At 27.5% G+C, this 24,557-nt stretch carries 15 protein-coding genes and 1 other annotated feature; of the genes, 4 read left to right on the top strand and 11 right to left on the bottom strand.

The features are described 5' to 3' along the window. Nucleotides 1-377 precede the first annotated feature (377 nt). Nucleotides 378-1,778, bottom strand: coding sequence for an asparagine--tRNA ligase (gene asnS, locus CRIB_RS02935; protein ID WP_180703061.1), 1,401 nt, complete (start codon nucleotides 1,776-1,778; stop codon nucleotides 378-380). Between the two features lie 156 nt (nucleotides 1,779-1,934). Next, nucleotides 1,935-2,169 (bottom strand) — a binding site (T-box leader). A gap of 110 nt (nucleotides 2,170-2,279) precedes the next feature. Between asnS and CRIB_RS02930 the strand changes: the two genes are divergently transcribed. After that, complete coding sequence (locus CRIB_RS02930) at nucleotides 2,280-2,678, top strand: hypothetical protein (protein WP_180703060.1); 399 nt, start codon at nucleotides 2,280-2,282, stop codon at nucleotides 2,676-2,678. Nucleotides 2,679-2,763: 85 nt separating this feature from the next. Here the strand turns inward: CRIB_RS02930 and CRIB_RS02925 are convergent, their stop codons facing one another. The 5 genes from CRIB_RS02925 to cspBA all read right to left on the bottom strand — a co-directional run bounded on the left by CRIB_RS02925 (nucleotide 2,764) and on the right by cspBA (nucleotide 12,291). Then, complete coding sequence (locus CRIB_RS02925) at nucleotides 2,764-4,395, bottom strand: amidohydrolase (RefSeq protein ID WP_180703059.1); 1,632 nt, start codon at nucleotides 4,393-4,395, stop codon at nucleotides 2,764-2,766. A gap of 691 nt (nucleotides 4,396-5,086) precedes the next feature. Beyond that, entirely contained in the window at nucleotides 5,087-6,595 is a 1,509-nt protein-coding gene (locus CRIB_RS02920) for a helix-turn-helix domain-containing protein (RefSeq protein WP_180703058.1), read from the bottom strand. Nucleotides 6,596-7,027: 432 nt separating this feature from the next. After that, complete coding sequence (locus tag CRIB_RS02915; protein ID WP_334293961.1) at nucleotides 7,028-7,231, bottom strand: DUF3787 domain-containing protein; 204 nt, start codon at nucleotides 7,229-7,231, stop codon at nucleotides 7,028-7,030. Between the two features lie 52 nt (nucleotides 7,232-7,283). Further along, complete coding sequence (gene cspC, locus CRIB_RS02910) at nucleotides 7,284-8,969, bottom strand: bile acid germinant receptor pseudoprotease CspC (protein WP_180703056.1); 1,686 nt, start codon at nucleotides 8,967-8,969, stop codon at nucleotides 7,284-7,286. A 16-nt stretch (nucleotides 8,970-8,985) separates the two neighbouring features. Next, on the bottom strand, nucleotides 8,986-12,291 hold the full coding sequence (gene cspBA / locus CRIB_RS02905) for a bifunctional germination protease/germinant receptor pseudoprotease CspBA (protein WP_243633559.1): 3,306 nt from the start codon (nucleotides 12,289-12,291) through the stop codon (nucleotides 8,986-8,988). A gap of 122 nt (nucleotides 12,292-12,413) precedes the next feature. Here cspBA and CRIB_RS02900 point away from each other — a divergent pair, with 122 nt between their 5' ends. Both CRIB_RS02900 and CRIB_RS02895 read left to right on the top strand, forming a co-directional pair. Beyond that, on the top strand, nucleotides 12,414-13,502 hold the full coding sequence (locus CRIB_RS02900; RefSeq protein ID WP_180703054.1) for an AI-2E family transporter: 1,089 nt from the start codon (nucleotides 12,414-12,416) through the stop codon (nucleotides 13,500-13,502). 178 nt (nucleotides 13,503-13,680) lie between these two features. Next, a complete protein-coding gene (locus CRIB_RS02895) occupies nucleotides 13,681-14,016 on the top strand; it encodes a hypothetical protein (protein WP_180703053.1) in 336 nt (111 codons plus the stop codon). 96 nt (nucleotides 14,017-14,112) lie between these two features. Here CRIB_RS02895 and CRIB_RS02890 read toward each other — a convergent pair whose 3' ends face one another. The 3 genes from CRIB_RS02890 to CRIB_RS02880 form a co-directional block, all read right to left on the bottom strand. Continuing rightward, nucleotides 14,113-14,319: a hypothetical protein gene (locus tag CRIB_RS02890; RefSeq protein ID WP_180703052.1), complete on the bottom strand. Its 207-nt coding sequence runs from the start codon at nucleotides 14,317-14,319 to the stop codon at nucleotides 14,113-14,115. Between the two features lie 69 nt (nucleotides 14,320-14,388). Beyond that, complete coding sequence (locus tag CRIB_RS02885) at nucleotides 14,389-15,468, bottom strand: sensor histidine kinase (RefSeq protein ID WP_180703051.1); 1,080 nt, start codon at nucleotides 15,466-15,468, stop codon at nucleotides 14,389-14,391. Nucleotides 15,469-15,606: 138 nt separating this feature from the next. Next, nucleotides 15,607-17,142 carry a hypothetical protein gene (locus CRIB_RS02880; protein ID WP_180703050.1) on the bottom strand — a complete coding sequence of 512 codons (1,536 nt, stop codon included), beginning with the start codon at nucleotides 17,140-17,142 and terminating at the stop codon, nucleotides 15,607-15,609. Nucleotides 17,143-17,502: 360 nt separating this feature from the next. On the opposite strand from CRIB_RS02880, the gene CRIB_RS02875 reads away from it, so the two are divergent. Beyond that, on the top strand, nucleotides 17,503-19,050 hold the full coding sequence (locus CRIB_RS02875) for a nitrite/sulfite reductase (RefSeq protein WP_180703049.1): 1,548 nt from the start codon (nucleotides 17,503-17,505) through the stop codon (nucleotides 19,048-19,050). A 113-nt stretch (nucleotides 19,051-19,163) separates the two neighbouring features. On the opposite strand, the gene CRIB_RS02870 is transcribed toward CRIB_RS02875, so the two are convergent. Both CRIB_RS02870 and CRIB_RS02860 read right to left on the bottom strand, forming a co-directional pair. Next, the gene (locus CRIB_RS02870; RefSeq protein ID WP_180703048.1) at nucleotides 19,164-20,366 is read right to left on the bottom strand and encodes a peptidylprolyl isomerase; all 1,203 of its coding nucleotides are present in this window, start codon (nucleotides 20,364-20,366) and stop codon (nucleotides 19,164-19,166) included. Nucleotides 20,367-21,751: 1,385 nt separating this feature from the next. Continuing rightward, on the bottom strand, nucleotides 21,752-24,370 hold the full coding sequence (locus CRIB_RS02860; protein ID WP_180703046.1) for a cation-translocating P-type ATPase: 2,619 nt from the start codon (nucleotides 24,368-24,370) through the stop codon (nucleotides 21,752-21,754). Nucleotides 24,371-24,557: the final 187 nt, after the last annotated feature.

Raw genomic sequence — 24,557 nt, 5'->3', positions numbered from 1 at the left:
AACTAATGCTATATTTATAATAGTAGAACTAACTAATGATGTCTTTATGAGTAATGCCCAAAAAGCCTATAAAAGAAAAATTTATACCATATAGGTTGGTAAATCTATTTATAGGCTCTCTAACATAGATTCTTATAAAACTCCCCCTATGATTTTTTATTAACATTTTATCATCTAATCGACTGACTCTATTAATAGAGTATATTTATTTAAGATAAAAGTCAACAAAATGTAAAGGCATATTAATCTTCTTTTTATTAAATCTATAATGAATAACTTTATATAAAATAAAAACACATTGACTATTTCATCAATGTGTTTTTATTTTAAAAGTAAATCTTATATTCATAAAGTTACTTTATAAATCTATTTAATTATTAGAATTCAGCATTCTTAGGAGTTCTTGGGAATGGTATAACATCTCTTATGTTTTGCATTCCTGTTAAGTACATTAACATTCTTTCAAATCCTAAACCGAAACCAGAATGTGTAGCAGTACCGAACTTTCTAAGTTCTAAATACCACCAGTAATCTTCTTCGTTTAATCCTAATTCTTTTATTCTATCTAATAATACGTCATATCTTTCTTCTCTTTGAGATCCACCTATTATTTCTCCTATACCAGGAACTAATAAGTCTGTAGCTCTAACAGTTTTTCCATCTGGATTTAATCTCATATAGAAAGCTTTTATATCTTTTGGATAATCAGTTACGAAAACTGGTCCTTTTATTATTTCTTCTGTTAAGTATCTTTCGTGCTCAGTTTGTAAGTCACATCCCCACTCCACCGGGAATTCAAACTTATGTCCTGATTTTTGTAATAATTCTATAGCTTCTGTGTATGGTAATCTCTTGAATTCAGAATTTACAACGTTTGTTAATCTTTCTATTAATCCTTTGTCAACAAAGTTGTTGAAGAATTCCATTTCTTCTGGAGCATTTTCCATTACATAGTTTATGATATATTTTATCATATCTTCAGCTAATTCCATGTTGTCTTCTAAATCTGCAAAAGCTATTTCTGGCTCTACCATCCAGAACTCAGATGCATGTTTAACTGTGTTAGAATTTTCTGCTCTAAATGTTGGTCCAAATGTATAAACATTTCTAAATGCAAGTGCCATTATTTCAGCATTTAACTGACCACTAACTGTTAAGTTAGCTTCTTTTCCAAAGAAGTCTTTAGAGTAATCTACATGTCCTTCTTCAGTTTTAGGAATGTTATTTAAATCCATAGTAGTTAATCTAAACATTTCCCCTGCACCTTCACAGTCACTTCCTGTTATTATTGGAGAGTGAGAATACACGAAGTTTCTATCTTGGAAGAACTTGTGTATAGCATACGCTGTTAAAGATCTTACTCTAAATACAGCAGAGAAAGTGTTACTTCTTGGTCTTAAATGAGCTATTGTTCTTAAGTATTCTAATGTATGTCTTTTCTTTTGTAACGGATATGAGCTATCTGACTCACCTTCTAATATTATGTTAGTAGCTTGTATTTCAACTGGTTGCTTAGCACCTTCTGTAGATACTAATTCCCCTTCAACAAGTATTGATGAACTTATTGGAAGTTTAGTTATTTCTTTGAAGTTTTCTAATTTTTCATCAGATAAAACTATTTGCATATTTTTAAAGAAACTTCCGTCGTTTAATTCTACAAATCCGAAGTTTTTAGAAGCTCTAGATGTTCTTATCCATCCAGCTACTTTTACAGTTTTCCCTATATACTCTTCTTTATTTCTGTATAATTCTTTGATTGTTACAAATTGTTTTTGCATATTATTTTCCTCCTTTTGTTATTTTAATTTATATAATTTGATAATTCTTATATGGAAATTCGATTCATACTTTTCACTAATAATACATTAAAATGTATATAAGCTAAAGTATTACTAACTTTTTTGTATAAAAAAAGCCCTTCATCCCATATAATACAAAGGGACGAAAGACTGTTACTCTCGCGGTACCACCCTAATTGCCAATAAAAATTGACCTCTTAGTAAGCATTGCTTATAGTCTATAACGGGACTTACCGTCTAGGCCTACTCTCTTATGATTTCGGTTAGAGGCTCCAAGATGTTCTTCAATATAATCTTCGTATTAGGCTCACACCTTCCCTAACTCGCTGTTACTACATAATATATCTACTCTTCTTTTCATAGCCTTTATTTTAATATTATTTCAATTATTAAAAATATTATACCAACTTGCAAATTTTAAGTCAATATTTGTTTAAAAAATATCCTATATATTAATAATCTTTTATAGGAGGTGATTTTATGAAATATTTTTTATTATTTCTTATCATATTATCTTTTATTGGTCCTGCTGTAGATGACAGTAAATCTATAGGCGATATTGTAAATAATAGTATCTATAACTATATAACTTCCGTAGATAATACTGTTAGTTATTTAGTTGATAATGTATCCTTATTTTCTAATATATCAGAAAAATCGTATAAAGCTTCATACAACTCTATAATGAAGGATAGAGTATTTCAATCACATCTAATACAATCTGGAGAAACTTTAGATTCTATAATCCAATTATATAATAACAATATTAATGATATAGAAGCATTTAGAAAAATAGTATATAAAGAAAACCAAGAAATTATATCAAGTTCATATGATGTTAAAGCTGGCGAATATATACTTGTTCCTAGCGATAAATAAATTAATGCCTCAAATAATATAAATCATTTGAGGCATTACGTTTGTAGTATATTGATTATAAAGAATTATAAAAATTAACTTTTACTTATGCTTTAAATATTGTATTTCCGTCTTTTATTGTTTCTAGAACTTTTATATTCTCTATATCTTCTTTATCTATTGTTAATGGGTTTTTATCAAGTATTACTAAATCCGCAACTTTTCCTTCTTCTATAGATCCTTTTGTATCTTCTTCAAAGTATTGATAAGCTCCATTTATAGTAACAGCTTTTATAGCTTCCATTACTGGTATTCTTTGATGTTCTCCTAATACTCTACCAGATTCAGTTTTTCTATTAACAGCATTGTGTATTGCTAATATTTGATTAGGCATTTTTACCGGTGGATCTTGATGTATTGTAAATCTTATTCCTTTTTCTAATGCCCATCCCATTGGAGATATGTTTTGAGCTCTTTCAGGTCCAAATACTTCATCATGATGTAAATCTCCCCAGAATCTTACGTGATCATTAAAGAATGTAGGTATTGCACCTAATGCTTTAACTCTATCTAATTGGTCATATCTTAAAGCTTGGCAATGAACCATAACTGGTCTTAATTCAGTACCATGTCCTGTTATTTCAACAGCTTTTTCATAGCATCTTAAGAATTGCTCACAAGCTTCATCTCCGTTAACGTGTACATGAACTTGAATATTCATATTTATACAATCAACGAAATATTGAGTTACAACTTCATCAGTTTGTGTTCCATATCCACAGTAATCTTCTGGTTGTCCTTGAGGTACTTTGTGGTATGGCTTACTTAACCAAGCAGTAAATCCTTGTGGAGAACCATCTAACCAAGTTTTAGCTCCTGCTAATTTGTAATGATTGAAGTATTCTCTCTTTGGAGTTTTTTCATCTTTCATTAAGTTTTTAGTTGATGGTTGAGTAGCAAGTCCTACTACATCTATTATTAACATATTATTTTTAGCACAAGCTCCTAATATGTGGTTATATCCATTAGCTTCTTCTACTGAAGCATCTTGAGTTGTTGTTATCCCTAATGATGCATATACTTTTTGTGCTCTTACCATAGCTTTTAATATTTCTTCAAATCCTGGCGCTTTTACAACTTTTTTCTTTTCACTATCTAAAATGGCATTTTCCTCTAATACACCATTTGGTTCTTTAGAGTCAGGAGATACAGTTCTTACAACTCCACCCTCTGGAACTTCATAATCTTCTCCTACATATCCGTATAGCTCTAATGCTTTAGAGTTTACAGCTGCTAAATGGCCAGAAGCATGAGATACTGATATAGGTATATCTTTACTTACAGTATCTAATTCAAATTTAGTTGGATGTTGTCCATCTTCAAACTTCGTATTGTCATAACCAAATCCTATTAACCAGTTATCTCCAGTTGGTGGATTTTCTTCTAATTCTTTCTTTAATTTTTCTAATAATTCCTCTTTAGAAGTAACATCTCCTAATGTAACTATCATTAAAGTTTGTGCAACTGGAACTATATGTCCATGAGGGTCTATAAGACCAGGCATTACAGTTTTACCTTCTAAGTCTACAACCTCAGCATCATTATCCTTTAATGCAAGTATTTCTTCGTTAGTTCCTACCTTTATAATTTTACCATTTTCGATAGCAACTGCTTCTACTACTTCTTCTTTTTCATTAACAGTTATCACATTACCATTAAAATAAAGCTTTTTAGCCATTTTAAATCATCTCCATTTCAGATAAATAATCTTTAATAATATTTTAATTTAAGAATTCTTAAATTTAAAAACTATATTTTATTATACAGCAGTTTTGTCTTCTTTATTATTATTTATCTTATAAACTTCCCAATGTTTAAATGTAAATACTGCTAATGCAGTTACATTTATACCAGAAAGTACAAATAATAATAAGTCAACTGCTTCAAATACTACATTTGCTCCAAATACAGCTAATGTTCCTGCAGCTATTATTAAAACTAAGTATATTGCTATATTTTTATTTGCAGAGTTATTTTTAAATAATTTTGTTGTATAGTAGAAAGATCCAAGTATTGTAGTTAAAGCTGATAAAACTGTAAATGCACTTAAAACTATTAATCCAAATATTCCTACTACATGTTCAGCAGTCTTAAAGTATCCACCTAATCTAGTTACAGTATCCGCTGCTGTTCCATCTGCATTTAATAATGCTAAAGTTCCAACTTCTACTCCATTAGTATGTTTTGAAATGTTTTATGTATTAGTACGACGATAATAAGATTATCAAATTTTTGTAACTTAAGTCAATGCTCATTTTCTCACATTTTTTCTAAATTTCAATAATTTCTATTTTTTTTGAAAAATTCAATATTTTTTTGTATTATTCTTGTTCAAATTTTTATTGTTATTATTCCGATTTTAAACCATTTTATTCAGATTTTAAATTTTCATTTATAATTTTTGTACACGTTAGTGTTTTTTCGATTCTCTCTAATATTTCAATTTTATTGCTTACTAATATATCAGCTTCTTTATTCCAAAGAATTTTAAATACCTTGTCACATATATTTTTAAATTCACTATTTTTTAAAATTGCATAATCATTATGATTTTCTGTAGGGTTAATGCTCATCATTGTCAAAGTTTTTGATAAATATATAGAATAATCTTGAGTCTCTTTAAATGTGTCTATAAAATCTCCATCTATTAATTTAATTTCAACGTTATCAGATTCTTTTATTACTTTTTTAATATAATTTATATGCCTTTCTCTTTGTTCAAAAGTCAGTTTTATAGGTATATTAAAGAAGTTAAGCATTCCAACTGAAATATACTTTCTTATTTCCTTTTCATAAATTAATACCTTTAACTTAGATTTATATATAACATTTTGCAGTAGCATATTTATCTTTTTTAATTCATCTAAGATTTCTTTATTATCCCCAAATATAGATTCTGCTAATTCTTCAAATAAGTCATAAGGCATAAAAAGTTCATTCATGCGACCTATTATCCATCTTAAATCTTGTCCCATAATATACTGAAGATATGTTCTCTTTCTTATTATATCTAGTGTCGATTTTACCTCAAGTATCGGTTTTGCTCTATTTTTTAATATATCTTCTAAACTATAATAAACTTCATCCACTATATCTTTATCTTTTGACATATTTGTAAATAAACATCGTCTATCTTTTGTATAAATTGCTGCATGAAATATCCTATCTTTTATTACCGATATAACTACATTAGAATCAACTTCACAATTAAATATTTCAAAATTAATTTCAGGATATGTAGTTATCATATTAATAATCATTATAGTATTTAATAATTCATCTGAGTCCCGTTTATCAAATTCCATTAAAAGTCTAACCCTAATATCATGTGATGTATTTATTGACATTAAATCTTTCTTCATATCATATATTGCCATTTTATCACTATCATTTAATTTGTACAAATCTGCACTTATTATTAAGTCTAATTTATTAGAGCTATTCATAAATAAACTTGCATCTTTTGATAAATATTGTTTTCTCAGCCTTGGATTTATATGTGTCATACTATTATAGCTATCTTCTGAATGTGTCTTTTTGTATAAGTTAGGTACACTCTTTTCAGCTGTATGCATATAGGATTCTTTTAAACTCCTTTCTAAGTACTGAGCTAGAACAGTATTGCTTTCTAGATCTTTATCTATTTCAAAATAATCTTTCAATTCTTGCATATGTGACATATTCAATGAATCAACTATAAACTCAGAAGTTATTTTACAAACATCGGATATATTCTTTTGAGTAGGTAAATTCTTTCCAGTTATCCATTTACTTATATATGAAACATCATATCCTAATGCCTTAGCTAGTGAACTTTTTTTCTGGTTAGATAAATGCAATAATTTTTCTAATAATTTCCCGAATGTAATATTCTTCAATTACTTCAACCTCCATATTTAAAGCTTATTTTTATTTATATATTATTTATAATAATTAAAATCCTATCCTAATATTTTCATTTATTATATTTTTTATAAAATAATTTAATTTATTAAGTATAAACTATTTAAATTTGATTTTTTTTTGAATTATTTGACTTTTTTTGATGTTTTACTTCAATGTATTCATAATTATATATCTTAATTCTCCATTTTTCAACATTTTATATAGTTCTAACTATTCAAAATAACATTTTTATAATAAATTTATAAATCTTAATATTTAAAATATAAATCTCAAAATAGATTTTCAATAGATTAGTATATTATTGTAGAATCTGTACTTATAAAATAATTGATTATTCATTCGATACTAATACATTATAGGTAGATTATAAAAATAAAAGGGTGTCTATAGACACCCTTTTATTTTTATAATCTGCTACCATTATCAACCCAATCTTTAGCTTCTTTTACATTACTAAGAGAAGGTACAGATACCTTGCTTTCTGGCTTTAACTCGTCTATATCAGCCCAAGCTGCTGTCTGTGCACTATTTGTAGGTCTATATTTTTTTAGTCTTTTGTTATTCTCTCCACTTAACGGTTGTGCTTTTTTACTTTGCAATCTCTTCACCTCTTTCTTATGTTTATATTATTTTTAACCATTATTTATTTTTAAATACCAGTTATTCTATATTATTTGAAATTGCTATTAATGTATCTCTTAGATTTAATATTCCATATCCTTGTGATACATTAGGATAAGTATATATATCTTTTCTAGTTGCACCTAACATTAAAAATGTTTTTAAAGGTTCTGAAAATAATAAATTTCTACTTTCTTCTTCTTGTGAAGTTATATAGCTCATCATTATGGCTACAACACCTGATACAATTGATGAACTTACTCCAGTTCCTGTGGCTGTATTATAAGTATCATTTTGATACGGACCTATTATATCAACACCCGGTGCTACTATATCTGGCTTTATGGGTCTTTTTACTACAGACCCTTTTGATGAACCTATCCATATACTATCTGTTCTATCATTATATGCACCTACAGTTATTACTTTTTTTATAACTCCAAGTAGTGTGATTGTAGATTCTGATGCTGAATCTGTAAATCTAGTTTGAGGAGATATTAAATTTTTATTCGGTAAATAAACACTGTAGTTTCCATTTATAATAAATTCTGGAAATAGCCTTAAAGTCCATATGCCAGGTTTTATATTTTTAAGACTTATAACTAACTCTTCATTTCCCGATTTTATCCATGGATATACATATCTCATTTCATAAGATGTGTCTTCTAAGCTAAATCTACCTCTATATACAAATGGATCTGGTGAATAATTTATAATGTAACTCATTTCTCCTCCAGGAGATATTATAGCTGCTCCTATTTTATCAGGATCTATTGGACAAAGAGTTATATCTAAATTAAGTTGTTCTCCAACTTGAATTATTATATCTTGACTTTTATCAGTCATCTGTATGCTGCCGCTATAATGTATATCTGTATTACCTTCATTTCCAGCACCGCCAACTAATATTCTTCCTGTTCTTGATAAATCATTAAAAGAATCTAGCATAGCCATCTCTATAGCTGCTCTTGATTGAAGTCCTACAGTTAAGTTTATTACCATACGTTTATTTTCTCTATTAGCTACTTCCAAAGCATATTTTATAGCAGCTAAAAAATCAGATTCTTCATAATTTATTTTCCCCTTAACAAATGTATCTTTATAAGATTTTAATTTTATTACTACTAACTCAGCATCTATTGCAACACCTTCATAATTAAAATTTCCATGACCTAAACCTGCCGCTATCCCTGCCGCTATAGTTCCAGTTCCAATATCATCTACACTTAAGCTAGAATCATTTCTATTTATATATTCATTTATTTCATCTCTAGCAAATTCACTTCCAAATAAATATCCTTCAGGAGGTTGCTTTAAAGTGCTCTCTTGATCCCATATAGATATAATCTTTGTAGTATTATCTGACTTTATAAAATCTGGATGTAAGTAATTTATTCCAGAGTCTATTATTGCAATAATAACTCCTTCTCCTGTTGGTGTTATATATGGATTTTTATATATATATTCAGTACCTGCGGCTGTTCTTACAGTTTCTCCATCTGATAAATCATTTGTTAATTCTATTAATGAACTCATCACACCCGATGGTTCCACCCAAGTTATACTATCTATCCTATTTAATATTTTTTCATCGAAAGAATCATCTACATAAATAGCTGCTATTGTATTATTTAATATAATATATCTAGTAATGTTATTATTTTTTAAATCTTCTTCTAACCGATTAACGGACGTGTTGTATATTACAATGTAAGATTTTTCCATATATTTTATATCACCTCTATTTTAGCTGATCAAATACATTCCTTATATTTAATAATCCATATCCTAAAGCACTATTAGGATAAGATATATTATTAGATCTTACTGCTCCAGCTTTTAAATAAGTTATCATCGCTTGAGTAAAAGCTTTTTCAGGATATCTCTTTTCAACTAACACATACTGAAGAAATAAAGCAAGTGAACCAGAAACATATGCAGCAGCTGGTGCTGTACCGCTTATTCTTGCATACTTTTCACCTGGATAAGGTGCTACTATATTTACTCCAGGTGCTACTATATCAGGCACTTGTATATAGTCTATAGTTGGACCTCTAGATGAAGTCGGCCATATGCTATCATTTATAGTATCATATGCACCTACACTAATAATATCTTCATATGTTGCAGGATAGTTTATAGTTTTTTCGGGGTTACTTTCTCTAAACCTAGTTCCTGGTTTCAAGAATACTCTATTTGATAAGTATGCATTGTATATTCCGCTGTTTATATCAATACCTATAAGCTTAATCTTCCAAATACCTTTTTTAGCATTAGTTAAATTTATATTGATTTGCTGTTGACCTGAAAAAGTTGTTGGATAATTAGTTTCTAGGAGGTATTCAGTTTGCTCAAAGTCATATAATCCAGTTACTAAGGCATAAGAAGATACTTGCAATAATTTGCTACTCTCTCCAGTTGGAGATATTACTTCACAATTTACTCTATCTGGTCTATCCATCCATACTTGTATTTGCACATTCGGATCATCCTCTGATAATTCTAGTTCTATATACCCTTCACTACCATTAAATTCTATAACTCCTGATGTATGAGTTTGTGTATTACCCTCATTCCCTACTCCTGAAACCATACAAATACCTCTTTCAAAAAATAGAGTATTTCTTAAACTTAATGTAGTTATTGCAACTGATTCATTACTTCCATATGATGTGTTAAATACTATAGGCATATTAAGCTCTAATGCTCTTTTTATTGCATATTCTGTTGCTACATATAATGCAGCATTTGTATAATTCCCATTATATTTTTTTAATTTAATTACAATTAATGATGCTTCACCTGCAACGCCTGCATAATTAGGATTTAGATTTCCAAGTCCTGCACATATTCCGCTTAGCATTGTTCCACTACCTTCTTCATCTATTGATAATGTATCATCTTTTTCTCTTATTGCTCTATTGATATCTTCATTAGTATACTCAGTACCAATATGGTATCCTTCTGGTGGGTTACCGTCTTTTGTTTGATCCCATAAATAAAGAATTTTCGAAGTTCCATCTGGATATATAAAATCTGGATGCAAATAGTCTATTCCAGAGTCAGCAATGCCAATAATGACACCTCTACCAGTAACATTTATATTTGGATTTTCTTTAAAAAAATTAGCTCCTATAATTTCATTTCCAACAACACCACCTGTTGTACCTTGACTTATTTGAGATAGAGAAGCTAACCTAATAATAGACTCTATCGTTTGAGCTGATAATATATTCGCTATACTTCCTGCTTTATCTATATCTTTAGGTGAAATATATAAAACTCCAAAATCATCAGAGAGTTTTTCTAACCTATAATTAATATTTAATTTTTTTAAATCTTCTTCAAACTGTTGATTCTCAAATAATACCGCTATTATGGGAATCAAATTTTCTTGCCTTAAATTTTTCTTTTTTTTTATTTTTTTCTTACTTCGATAAAGTCCATAGTCTTGGTTATTTTGAGATATGCTCAATAAATTTAATCTAGACAAATCTAAAAATCCATACCCTCTAGAATTATTTGGATAAGTATATTGTGGATTTCTTCTTGCATATTCTATAAGCACTGATTTGACTTTTTGAGAATATAAAAATAAGTCATTTCCTTCTACAATTCCCCACTGCATTAATAAAGAACATACTCCTGTTACATGTGGGGTTGCCATACTAGTTCCTGTAAGAGCTCCTGTTGAGCCTCCAGGTAAATATGAAACTATCTCTTCTCCAGGAGCTAATAAATCTGGCTTAATTATTCCTCCATCTATATCGCCTTCTCCCGAGAACGTAGAAACTACATCTGTTCTAGAATTGAAGCTACCAACAGTTATAACTTTGCTAGCAGTACCAGGAACTGTTACAGTAAGAACCTTACTCGGTTCTAAAAATCTTGTATCTATTGTTATCCCCTCTGATGTGGGTAAATATATATCTACATTCCCATCTACTAATTTAATAGGAGTGAATAATAGGGTCCATATTCCTGGAATTATTTCAGTATCTGATTTTAGTTCAATAGTTATTCTTCTACTTAATGAATATGGAGCTATTGGATAAAAAACTCCATTTATCCTAGTATTTCCGATAATATTTTTTATTAGGCCAGAATCTTGTGATATAGGTTGAGTACTTTTACCTGTCGGACTAACTAAATATAGATTAAAATTATCCACAAATGATGGCCATATATTTATATTAAGTATTTTCTCATTTTGGCCAACTTCCATTTCAACTAAAGTGTCATTATTTTCATCATTTTTTATATTTATTCTCTTATGCCCTGCCTTTGTTGCATTATTACCAGCTGCAACAACTATATTATTTTTCCAAAACGAGCACATTTGATCTATATATTGTTCAAATAAAGATTCCCCTCTATGAGAGCCTTCATTACTTCCATAGCTTATATTTATAGCAATTGGTCTTTGTAATTCCAAAGCTCTATCTAAAACAAATTTTATAGCTCTCATAAATTCAGTACTCTTAGAAAAAGTATCTGTCTGTCTTCTTCCTACTCTTACAACTATCATATCGGCTTCATTTGCTACTGAACAAGCAATGCCTGCTGTGTGAGTTCCATGAGTACTAGTTGATGATATAGGAATTTGTATTTCTCCATTTATAGCTTTATTTATATCTTCATTAGTATATAATGTTCCTTCTTTAAACCCATTTGGTGGATTTCCATCAATAGATTGGTCCCAATAGTAAAGTATTTTAGAATTGCCATCTTTATCTTTGAATATAGGTATATTGTAATCTATTCCAGAATCTATAAGACCTAATAATGTTCCTTTTCCAGTTAATTTTGTACGTTCTTTAAATTCTGTTATACCTGTACTAGATAAACTTTGAGTATCTTGTGTTTCTAATATGAATGGTTTTTCTACGTATTCTATCTGAGTATAATTTAATAAGTTATCAACCTTTTGCGGAGTATCTGCCGTTATGATTGCATAATTATATCCAAGAAGCTCTACAGATACACCTAATTCCTGTTCTAAAAATGTTATGTCACCGTTATATTTAACTATTACTTCATAATCCACATATCTCACCTCCATATAATATATTAAAAATATTTTAATATATATATGTATTAATAATATTTTTATTGTATAATACATATGTTAGTTAAATTTTAAAATTTCTCTTTAAAGGATGTGTTATTTTGAAAGAAAAAAAATTTTACTTAAATATAGTTCTCACCGTAGTTGTGTCATATATATTAATTAAATTTATTGATAATTATCAATACTTCTTCGATGTAATCAATTTACTTTTATCACTTTTAACACCATTTGTAATAGCTTTTATTTTAGCTTATATATTTAATCCACTAGTAATTTTTCTAGAAAAAAAACTAAGATTCAAAAGGATACAATCACTTTTATTTACATATGGGATATTACTAGTATTAATAGTTACATCTATAATTTTTACTGTGCCAGTTATCATAAACAATATAATTGATATAGTAAATCAAATACCTTCATATATGGATAAAACTCAAGTATTTTTTATAGAAATTGGAAAAAGCTTAAAAAATGTAGATCCTAACACTTTAAAAGATATAGGAGATAATATTATGGCAGCACTGCCTCGATTAAGTACTTTATTTGCAGGGTATTTAGGTCAAATATTTAATACTACATTTTCAGTTGGTAAGTTTATAGTTCAATTTGTATTAGCATTTATAATATGCTTTTATATACTTCTTGAAAAAGAAGAATTTTTATTATTTACAAAAAAAACTATCTACGTTATATTTGGAAAAAAATATGGAGACTTTACTTTAGAGGTATGCTCTACCTTAAATTCTAATATAGGTAAATATTTTTCTGGTAAACTACTTGATTCATTTATAGTAGGTGTTTTATCTGGTATTGGACTTTATTTTATAAAATCTCAATATGCCTTACTCTTTGGGATATTAATAGGATTTATGAACTTAATTCCTTATTTTGGTCCTGTTATTGGAATGACCCCTGTTGTTCTAATCAATTTGTTTTATAATCCAACTATAGCTATTTTATCTCTTATTTACTTATTACTAATCCAACAAATAGAAGTTGCAATTATAGAACCTAAAATTGTTGGTGGCCAGCTAGGTCTTAGTCCATTTTTAACTATACTGGCTGTTACTGTTGGTGGAGGATTCTTCGGAATTCCTGGTATGATTTTATCTGTTCCTACAATAGGTGTTATAAAAATGTATATAATTAAATTTGTAGAATATAAATATAAAAATATTAAATAATTAAAATTAAAAGGAACAATCTCTTTTTATATATGATTTTATCATTTGAGTTTGTTCCTTTTTTAATCTCTATATTTTTTAATTATAAATCAGTAATATATTTTTTATAATTTAGTATATATATTTGTATTAATGTTAATATAAATATATATACTAAATTATAAAAGTTGGTGATTTTATGAGAAAATTAATTATAGTTTTATGTATTTTATGTAGTTCTTTATTCTTTATAAATCCAATAAAAAAACTAACATATGCTAATGATAATAATAAAATAAATCAACAAAATGAATTAACCGTAGAACAAGCTAAAGAACTTCTTTTAAAATATAATAATAAGGTTGATTATATATATCAAGGAGATGCAAGTAACTTTGAGTATCTAAAGTCTAAAAAACTTCAAGGATATGTTTTTTTACCAGATGTAGATACTGATATAGGCTATTTTGTAGATAAACAAAATTCAAATATATACTTCTTCCATCCAAGTGGATATTTAGAATTAGCAAAATAATAAATAATATAGCTTAGACTACAATATATAATTTTAGTCTAAGCTATATTTATAAATAATCAATTTTTATTTATTAGTTATTTTTATTATAATTTCTTAGGTATTTTCTTCTATCTTTTTATTTAGTCTTCCTAGCATATTTTTTGAAAAATTAGATATATCACTTGGAACGCAATCGCTTGTTGCAAGTAAACTATAAATTTCTAACGCTCTCTTATAATCTCTTTTTCCAGTATAAGATTTAAATGCTTCTTCTGATAAATCTTTACACGCTTTACTTATTCTTTCATATCGTCTTCTCAATCTTATCGCCCCTTTGATATTAGAATATATAAATATATATGTTTATATATTTATGTTTATTCTAAATGCCTAGGCATATATATCAGAAAACTCTATTCTTATTTTTTCTACTCTATCTAAATCCTTTTCATATGTGTCAATTAATTCTTTCACAGATGTTTTATTAGGTATTTTTATATTAAATTCTGTCCATTGTCCTATTTCACTATCTACCGTTACTTCGCCATCATGTAATTTTACAAGTGATTTAACCAAAGATAATCCAATTCCAGTTCCTTCTTTTATTATACTTCTTTCATCATTTAATCTTACATATTTTTCAAATATTTTACCTATATCATCTTTAGATATTCCTATTCCATTATCTCTAACGCTTATATTTACAAATTCATCATTATGAGTTATTGATAATATAATTTTTCCTTTATTATTTTTTCTAAATTTAACAGAATTTGATATTAGATTTAATATTATTCTCTCCATTTTTTCCATATCAAATGAAATAATAAGTTCCTCTACATCTGTATCAAAAACTATACTCATATTATTAGAATTAACAAATGGTTCTATAGATTCACATATATCTTCTATAAAGTATATTATATTAGCATTTATAGGGCTATAGTTACTATGACCTAAATCTATTTTATTATCTTCTGATATATTATTAACAAGTTTTAGCATTCTATATGAATTCTGATTTATTATCTTTAAATACTTTTCTATATCATCATACGAAAACGCTTTATTACATTTTATTTTTTTATTCAATAATTGCACTGAGCTGAATATAAGGTTTAGAGGTGTCTTAAACTCATGAGTTAAATTAGACAAAAAATTTGCCTTAGATAAATCATATAGATTATCTTCTATATCAAACCATATTATAACTTCATTCTCTGCAATTTTTTTACTATTAAGATTAAACCTATTTTTTATACAACTAATAGTTATATTATCTGTGTTTTTTTCTAAGGTGCTTTTTACTAATCCTTTTATCTCAATATTCTCTTTTATATCCCCAAGACTAATATCTATGTTCTTTTCACGATTAATATTAGTTTCATTTATAATTAATCTATCATTGTCTAAATGTGCAATAATAAAAGGACGAGGATTTTCAAATAATATATTTTTATATTTATCCACGTTCTATTTCCCCCCATATAAAATTCATAACCAAATATTTATTATAAAATCTCCATATAATTGAATTGTATCACAACATTACTTAATATTCATCCTTTAATTTATTTTTATATTGACAAAAGGAGATTAGTAATGTCACTAATCTCCTTTTATTTCTATTTTTTTTACGTTTATTATATTACTCGGCTTAGAGGATTTTCCATTTTTACTTCCTATGACATAAACCTCTATATCAAAATCTTCTTTTATAGGTATACTTATATAATTTTCTTGTAAACTATTTTCATATAATTTAAATCCATTTTCACCATTTTTGTTATCTTTTACATATACACTATATATCACATCTTTAATGTCAAGCTTATCCCATGTAAGAGTTACTACATTATTTTCATCATCAATTTTTTCAACTAAATTTTTGATAACTTCCTCTTCTATGTTTTCTATTTTAGGCAATATATTTACTATATTACTTGGTTTGGTAATTACTTTATCATCTTTACCTATAACATATAAACTTAAACTTGGAATATTGTCCTCAAATAGATCTAGTTCTATTTGAGTATTTACTCTACTATCAGTTATTTTACTTTCATCTAATTTAAAAGAATCAAAAAGTTTATACTCTAAATCTCCTAGAGAATTATTTTTTAAAAATACTTCATAATTATTTATATCTTTTATATAATCCCATGAAATATCCATTAATAACTTTCCATTAATAATTTCATAATTTACTCGTATATTTTCAATAATTTTATCTATTACAGATTCTTTTTCTACTTCTATAGTTACTATTTTTTGCTTATCTCCGCAAGTTATCCTTACTTTCTCAGTACCTTCTTTTAAACCTGTTATAGTTCCATCCTTTCCAAGGCTTATTGAATAGTCTATTGACACTTTTCTATCAACTAATTCATATTTAATTTCTCCATGTTTTAATCCAGAAGGCGAAGTTGTAATTTTAGGATTTAATTTTTTAGTTTCATTTTTAGCTATTTTAATAGTATTAGGTATACTTATCTTTGCTATTTTAGCTTGAATATTATAATCAAACACGGTTTCTTTATTTCCAGCTTTTATATATAAGCTAGCCTTACCTACACCTACTGCTTCTACAGTATTTCCTTCAACCTTTAGAATATTCTCATCACTGCTTTCGTATGTAACTGGTTGTTTTTCTTTAAACTTGTCATAATCTACTTCTACTTCGCTATTTATTTTAGCTGATTCACCTACATATTTTATGTCATTATCTAATGTAACTATTAAACTTTCAACATTTATATCTACAACTTTAATATTTATTTTTTTTAATACCCTTGAGTTCTTCATCACGCCTATAGTTGTAGTCCCTTCTTGATTCGCTGTAACTTCATTTCCATTTATACTCAGTATATTAGAATCATCTAAAATCTTAAAATATATATGTGGATTTTTCGCATAAGATGGTATAATTACATACTCTCCAGTGGATAATGTTACTGTATCATTTAATTTCATAACAAACTTATCAATGTCCTTAACATAATCACCATCTTCCATCTCAACTTCTATACCTTTTACCATAGGTGTAATAACACCAAATTTAAATAAATAATATTGTGCTATTAATAGTATTGGTATAATAATTATTATAGCTATTTTATAATTTATATACTTTACACGTTTCATATAAACCCTTCCTTTAGGAATACAATACTTAACTAATCTGTTATGCTAGTTCTTTACTAATATATTAAAATTACTATATACAGTTTTTTAACTATCAAAATATCACTTGATAGTACCTAATATTTTCAACGATTATATTCAACTCGCACAAGGAGTTAATTAATATATATTTATTATATCTATCCATTATCCTTTAAAAAAAGATATATATTTTTTAACACATTTTTCTAATTCAATTATAACCCATAAATTTATATTTTTATACCTTTTTAAATGTCCATCTTAAATAATATAAAAATATAAATATTTATACCTTTTTTGCAAATACTAAACCTATATAAATAATCGTGAGGTGATTAAATGAACAATTTAAAAGAAATATTATTAAGTGAATTACCTAAATTTAAAGAAAACTCTCTTAAGTTTATAAATGGAGAAATGTCTAAACTTGAATATAAAGGTTTTTCTGGTGGTTATGGTGTATATGCTCAAAGAGATAAAAAATCTTTTATGATAAGACTTAGAACTTCTGCTGGCGTAATTTCAAAATCTCAACTTCATACTATATATAATATGGCTTATGAAAATAAATTAGAAAAAATACATATAACAACTAGACAAGCCGTTCAATTACATGGACTTACAGTAGATCAAATATGCAATATAATGGAAGAAGGTATAAATAAAGATATCTTTACAAGAGGTGGCGGAGGTAACTTTCCTAGAAATGTAGGCTTATCTCCATTATCAGGTGTCGATCCTGATGAAGCTTTTGATGTTACACCATATGCTGTTGCAACAGATAAACATTTTATAAACAAAATAACAACTTATCATCTACCTAGAAAGCTAAAGGTTTCATACTCTAGTTGTAATCATGATGATGCTCATTGTACAGTTCAAGATTTAGGATTTATAGCAACGATTAAAGATGGAAAGCCTTACTTTAATGTATATGTTGGTGGTGGATTAGGTAAAAACCCTAGGGTAGGATTAAAATTAGATGAACCTATAGAAGCTAAAGATGCTCTATATTATGTAGAAGGTTTAACTAAATTATTTGTAGATTATGGTAACTATGAAAACAAACATAAAGCTAGAGTAAGATACTTAGTTGAAGAACTTGGCGAAGAAGCTTTCTTACAAAAATTCAAAGAGTATTCTTTAAAAGAAAAGGAAAAAGGAGGACTCGATTTAACTCCAGAGCCTCTAGACTATTCAAAGGAAGGTATCGAAGTAGATATATGTGACCATAGAATAAGAAAGCAAAAGCAAAATGGTCTATATACAGTTTATATCCATCCAATTGGAGGTCAATTATATCTTAAAGATTTAAAAGCTCTACTTAATGAGTTAGACAAAATAAAAAATCCTATGATAAGAATAGGTATGACTGAAGGAATGTATATACTAAACTTAAATGGTAAAGAAGCTCAAAAAATATTAGAAGTAAGTAAAACAATAAGTGGAGATTCAAATCTTGAAGAAAGTATTTGTTGTATAGGTATTCCTATATGTCAAATGGGTATACAAAACAGTCAAAAAATGCTAAATACTATAATAGATTACTTCAGAGAAAATGTAGATAAAGAAATTATGCAAAAACTTCCAAGATTATATATATCAGGTTGCCCTAACTCTTGTGGAGTTCATCAAATTGGTAGTATTGGATTAACTGGAAAAATGAAAAATATAGATGGTACGCCTACTGATGTATTTGAAATATATATATGTGGTTGCTTTGAGGTTGGTAAATCAAGACTTGGTACATCTATAGGCGACTTTAAGGCTAGTGATATACCAGAATTTTTACATGAATTAGGTAAAATTATAGAAGGAGATTTCTTTGAATTTGCTACTAACAATACTGAAAAAGTTCTAGAAATAGCTTCTAAATATAAGTTATAAGATTTTACTTTTTAGTTATATTTCCTGTAATTTTTTAATACTTAAATTTATAGTTTTTTATAAAAAATATCTCAAAGTACTAATAAAACTTAATACTTTGAGATATTTTATATCTATTTAACTTCTACATTATATTTTTCAAGTAGATTATCTAATATATTACTTTGTTTTTCATATCCTAAATAATACACTAAATCTTCCTTAACTGTGCTAAATTCATCATACTTTTCATCTGTCTTTTTAATTATGTGATATCCATAGTCAGTTTCTACTACTTCCGGATATATCTCCCCATTTTTTAATGAAAATGCAGCATTTTCAAAAGGCTCTACCATTTGACCCTTACTAAAGAAATCTAAGTCTCCACCATTTTCACTACTACTATCTGATGAATATTCTTTAGCTAATTGAGCAAAATCTACTCCTTGTTGAGCTTGTTTTAATATTTTCTCTGCTTCTTCTTTATTCTTTGCTTTTTGTTCATCACTTACAGTATTTCCTTCATCATCTGTATTACTAATTAATATATGAGATGCTCTAACTTTTAAAAACTCATCCTTATTGTTATTGTAATACTTTTCAGCTTCTTCTTCAGTTACTTCTGATGCTTTCCCTATATACTCAACAGCGATTAATTCTTTTTCTAATTCTTTTTCTATATCTTCTTTAGATATATTTAATTTATTTATTAAATCATCTTCTGTTAAATTATAAGTTTGTTGTAGACTTGATATTAATGTAGAATATTCATTTTCTACATCTTCTTTTTCAACTGTTATACCTTCTGCTTTACCTTCTAAATATAATACCTCTGTTGTAGTCATATAATCTATAAAACTTGATTCATATGCATCTATTTCTTCGTCACTTAATTTAGTTTTTCCATTTATGTAAAATAATGGATCCATTTTTTGTCTAAGTTGTTCCCCTGTAAATTTAGTATCTCCAACAGTTGCTACAATTTTACTAGAGCTATATTTTCTTGATGTTGCAGGTAAAGTTCTACCTACAGATTTTCCATATGTAAATCCTGCTCCTAAACAAATACATCCTACGATAGCCATTGCTATTATAGATTTAGTATTTTTAATCTTTTTTAATTTTGTTTTAGCAGTCTTTTCTTCTACAACTTCATTTTTTACTATTTCTTCATTTTCGCTTTTATTTTCCTCTACTAATTCACTTTCGCCCTCGTTATCTTCTACTGCTTCTTCAGTTGATACATCTAATACACCCTTATTATTTATTTCTTCATTTATAGTATCTTCTGCTTTTATTTCTTCATTGTCATTTATTATTTTTTTATCCTCAGACATCTTTGCCTCCTAAACGTTAATATAATTTTATATTACACTATATTAATTTAATATGTGTGAAAAAAGCTTGAATGTATTATGAATTTAAGATGAAGTTAAATATTTCTTAAGCTATATCTTATTTTGTATCTACCAACTTTATTTTCTTTGTACTTTAACATATTAGTTATTTCAGATTTGCTTTTATTTAAGTACTTAGAACAATCATCTAAAGACTTAAATACTTCTATTACCTCCCCTTTATTATTTAATAATTCTACTTTCTTCTTTCCTCCCCTTTTAATTATTGATTTATATTTTTTATAATATTTATCATACTCATCATCTAAACACTCAAATTTATAATGCATTTTTATTGGATCTATCTTATTGTTTGATAATATATCATCTCTTTTAGAGTCAGATATATTTAATGTAAATATTTTATTATTTAAATCATTATATATTTCTAATGGGCTTTTATTATTATGTATGTAGTCATTATTAGATTCACTTAATCTTAATTCTTTACTTAAGTATTTTATCGCTTCTCCTAGATAGTCGGTATGACCATGTCTTAGGTTTTCTGCTATATATTCTACAGGTACTTTTAAAGCTTTACTACATTGCTTATGAGTATCAAATACTTGCTCTTCATTTGTATATACATCAATTGCCTTTATAGATTTTCCTCTTCTTATCTTTGCATCTATTATGTATAGTTTGTCTTCCTCATCAAGATTCTCTTCTGCTTCTGCTTCTGCTTCTGCTTCTAATATATTTTTATATTTANGAACTAATATAACTGCTTCTGCTTCTGCTTCTGCTTCTGCTTCTGCTTCTGCTTCTGCTTCTGCTTCTGCTTCTGCTTCTGCTTCTGCTTCTGCTTCTGCTTCTGCTTCTGCTTCTGCTTCTGCTTCTGCTTCTGCTTCTGGGGCATTGTTGATTATTTGCTCTATATTGTCAACATTTTCAGTAATATTTATTTCTTTTTCTTCATCCTCAATCTCTGATTCATCTTCTTTTTCTATTTCAAGTTCATCTGAAATATCTACTATTTCTTCCGCTTTATTTATTGCTTCTTCTTGACTTTCTAAAACTTTACTCTCCTCTGATTTTTTCTTAAAACGGTTAAAAAACTTTTTTAACAACTTATTATTCCTCCCAAAACTAGTTATTACTTATTTATAATGTCATATTATATATTACTAAAATATGTGTTGTTAGTAAACCAAAGTATTATGTAATTTTATTTAAAATAAAAATTTACTTCACTTTAGATATATATCAGCAAAACATTTCATTTTACTGACGATATATAATTTCGATTACTGCAAATACATTTATTGCTCAAAAAAAGATGTATATATTATTAATTATATATACATCTTTTTTATATAACTACTCTATTTTATTTTTATAAGCTTAACAACTTCCATCATTAAACTTGATATTAAAGCTAAAACAGCACAAATTACAAAACTATCTAAGCCAAATGATACTGGAATTGCAAATATTCCTCTCATAAAAGGTAAAAGTGTTGTAAATAACATTACTAAACAAACTCCTACTGCACCTAGTGCGTATTTATTAGTGTTAAATCCTAATTTAAGCGCAGTTTGTGTATTAGATCTTGATGGGAATGTTTGTAGTATTCTAGATAAAGTAAGTGTTAAAAATGCCATTGCACAACCTAATTCTGGCGAACTTTTCATACCTATATACTGAGCTATTATAGTTACTATACCTATTATACTACCTCTTATTCCTATAGTTTTTAATGTTTCTTTATCTAATATTGATTCTTTAGAATCTCTTACTGGCATATTCATTACACCTTTTTCTGGCTTTTCTAGCCCAAGTGCTATAGCTGGTAGTGAATCTGTTACTAAATTTATAAATAATAATTGTATAGTTGTAAATGGATTTGGTAAGTTAGCAAATAAAGCAAATACTATAGCAATTATTCCACCTAAGTTACCTGAGAATAAATAAGTTATTGATTTTTTTATATTATCGTAAATTGTTCTTCCTGATTCAACAGCTTTAACTATAGTAGCAAAGTTATCATCCATTAAAACCATATCAGATGAATCTTTAGCTACTTCAGTTCCACTTCCCATTCCTATACCGATATCTGCTTGTTTTAGTGCAGGTGCATCATTTACTCCATCTCCAGTCATGGCACATACTTTGTCTTTTCTTTGCCATGCTCTTACTATTCTTATTTTATTTTCAGGTGATACCCTTGCATATACAGATACTTTTTCTAATATTTTATCTAATTTAGAATCACTTAATTCATCTAATTCTGCTCCTGTAAGAGCTAAGTCATCACTTTCCATTATTCCTATATCCTTGGCTATTGCCATTGCCGTTGTTTTATGGTCCCCTGTTATCATTATAGTTTTTATACCAGAGTTTTTAGCATTTTTAACTGCATCATATACTTCCTCTCTTGGAGGGTCAATCATAGCCATAAGACCTATTAATGTTAATTCATTTTCATCTTCTATAGAAGGTATAAAATCATCCTCTACCTTTTTAGTAGCAAATGCTAATACCCTTAATGCTTGGTTAGAAAAATCTTCATTAATTTGTTTATATTCCCTTAATATTTCATCATCAAATTCTACTACTTCTCCATTACTTAAAGCATATTTACATCTACTAAAAATAACATCTGGAGCACCTTTAGTAAACATTATAGTTTCATCATCTACTTTATTTACTGTAGACATTAATTTTCTATCACTATCAAAAGGTATTTCACCTATTCTAATATATTTATCTCTTAATATTTTATAATCTATTTTATTTAATGCTGCATAATTTATTAATGCAATTTCAGTTGGATCTCCAATTTCTATACCTTCATTATTTACATCAGAATCGTTACATAAAATCGATGCTAAATTAAGACATCTATCTTGTATAGAATTCTTTGTTGCTGCCACTTCATTCCCCTCTACATTATCTGCTAAACTAATATTTTTATTTTCGTAAGTATATACTTCAACAACTGTCATCTTATTTTGTGTTAATGTACCAGTTTTATCTGTACATATTACACTAGTTGATCCTAAAGTTTCAACTGCTGGTAATTTTCTTACTATTGCTTGTTTCTTAGCCATTGTATTTGTTCCTACAGCTAAAACTATTGTTACTATTGAAGATAATGCTTCAGGAATAGCTGCAACTGCTATAGCTATTGCAAACATAAATGAACTTGCTAAGTCTCCACCTCTTATTACCTGAACCGCAAATATCATAGCAGATAGTAGGCATATACCTATTCCTAATTTTTTACTAAATTCATCTAACTTTTGTTGAAGTGGTGTTTGCTTTCCTTCTGCATTATCAAGCAAATCTGCAATTTTACCAACTTCAGTATTCATTCCCGTATTCGTTACAATAAATATACCTCTACCGTAAACTACCATAGAACCACTAAATACCATATTCTTTTGATCGCCTAGAGGGCTATCTAAAGGTATTTCTTCCTCAGTTTTTAAGATTGGTTCTGATTCTCCAGTAATCATCCCTTCTACTATCTTTAAACTTTGAGATTCTATAACTCTACCATCTGCAGGTACATAATCTCCTGCCTCTAAAAGTACAATATCACCTACTACCAATTCTCTAGATGAAATTGTTATTTTTTCATTATCTCTTATTACTTTCGTATATGGAATTGATAATTTCTTTAAACTATCAAGTGATCCCTCTGCTTTTTTACTCTGAACAACACTAAGTATTGCATTTAAAGTAACAACTGCAAGTATTATACCTGATTCTATTACTTCTCCTAAAAATACTTGAACTAATGCTGCTATCAAAAGAATTATTACTAAAGGGTCTTTAAATGTTTCTAAAAAAAGTTTTATAACGCTACTTTTTTCTTTTTCCTTTAGCTCATTATATCCGTACTTTTTAATTCTTTCTTCTGCCTCTTCTTTAGATAGTCCATTTAAACTACTATTTAATAATTTTATTACTTCTTGAGTATTTTTCTTGTAAAACATATATTTCTTCCTCCTTAAATTTTTGGAAAATAAAAAAGACCCTTAGCGTATATTTAATATACGTTAAAGGTCTTGCTAACAAGTATATACTCGCTAATCAACCGGGATATTATCCGAAGTGACGATTGATTATCACTAATGTGAAAGCTACTCCCCTTTATCGGGAACTTATTCATTTATAATTTTA

Origin of the sequence: Romboutsia ilealis (assembly GCF_900015215.1) — a bacterium.
Classification (GTDB): domain Bacteria; phylum Bacillota; class Clostridia; order Peptostreptococcales; family Peptostreptococcaceae; genus Romboutsia; species Romboutsia ilealis.
The sequence above is the reverse complement of the archived record's forward strand: the minus strand, read 5'-3'. Positions and strand labels throughout refer to the sequence as shown.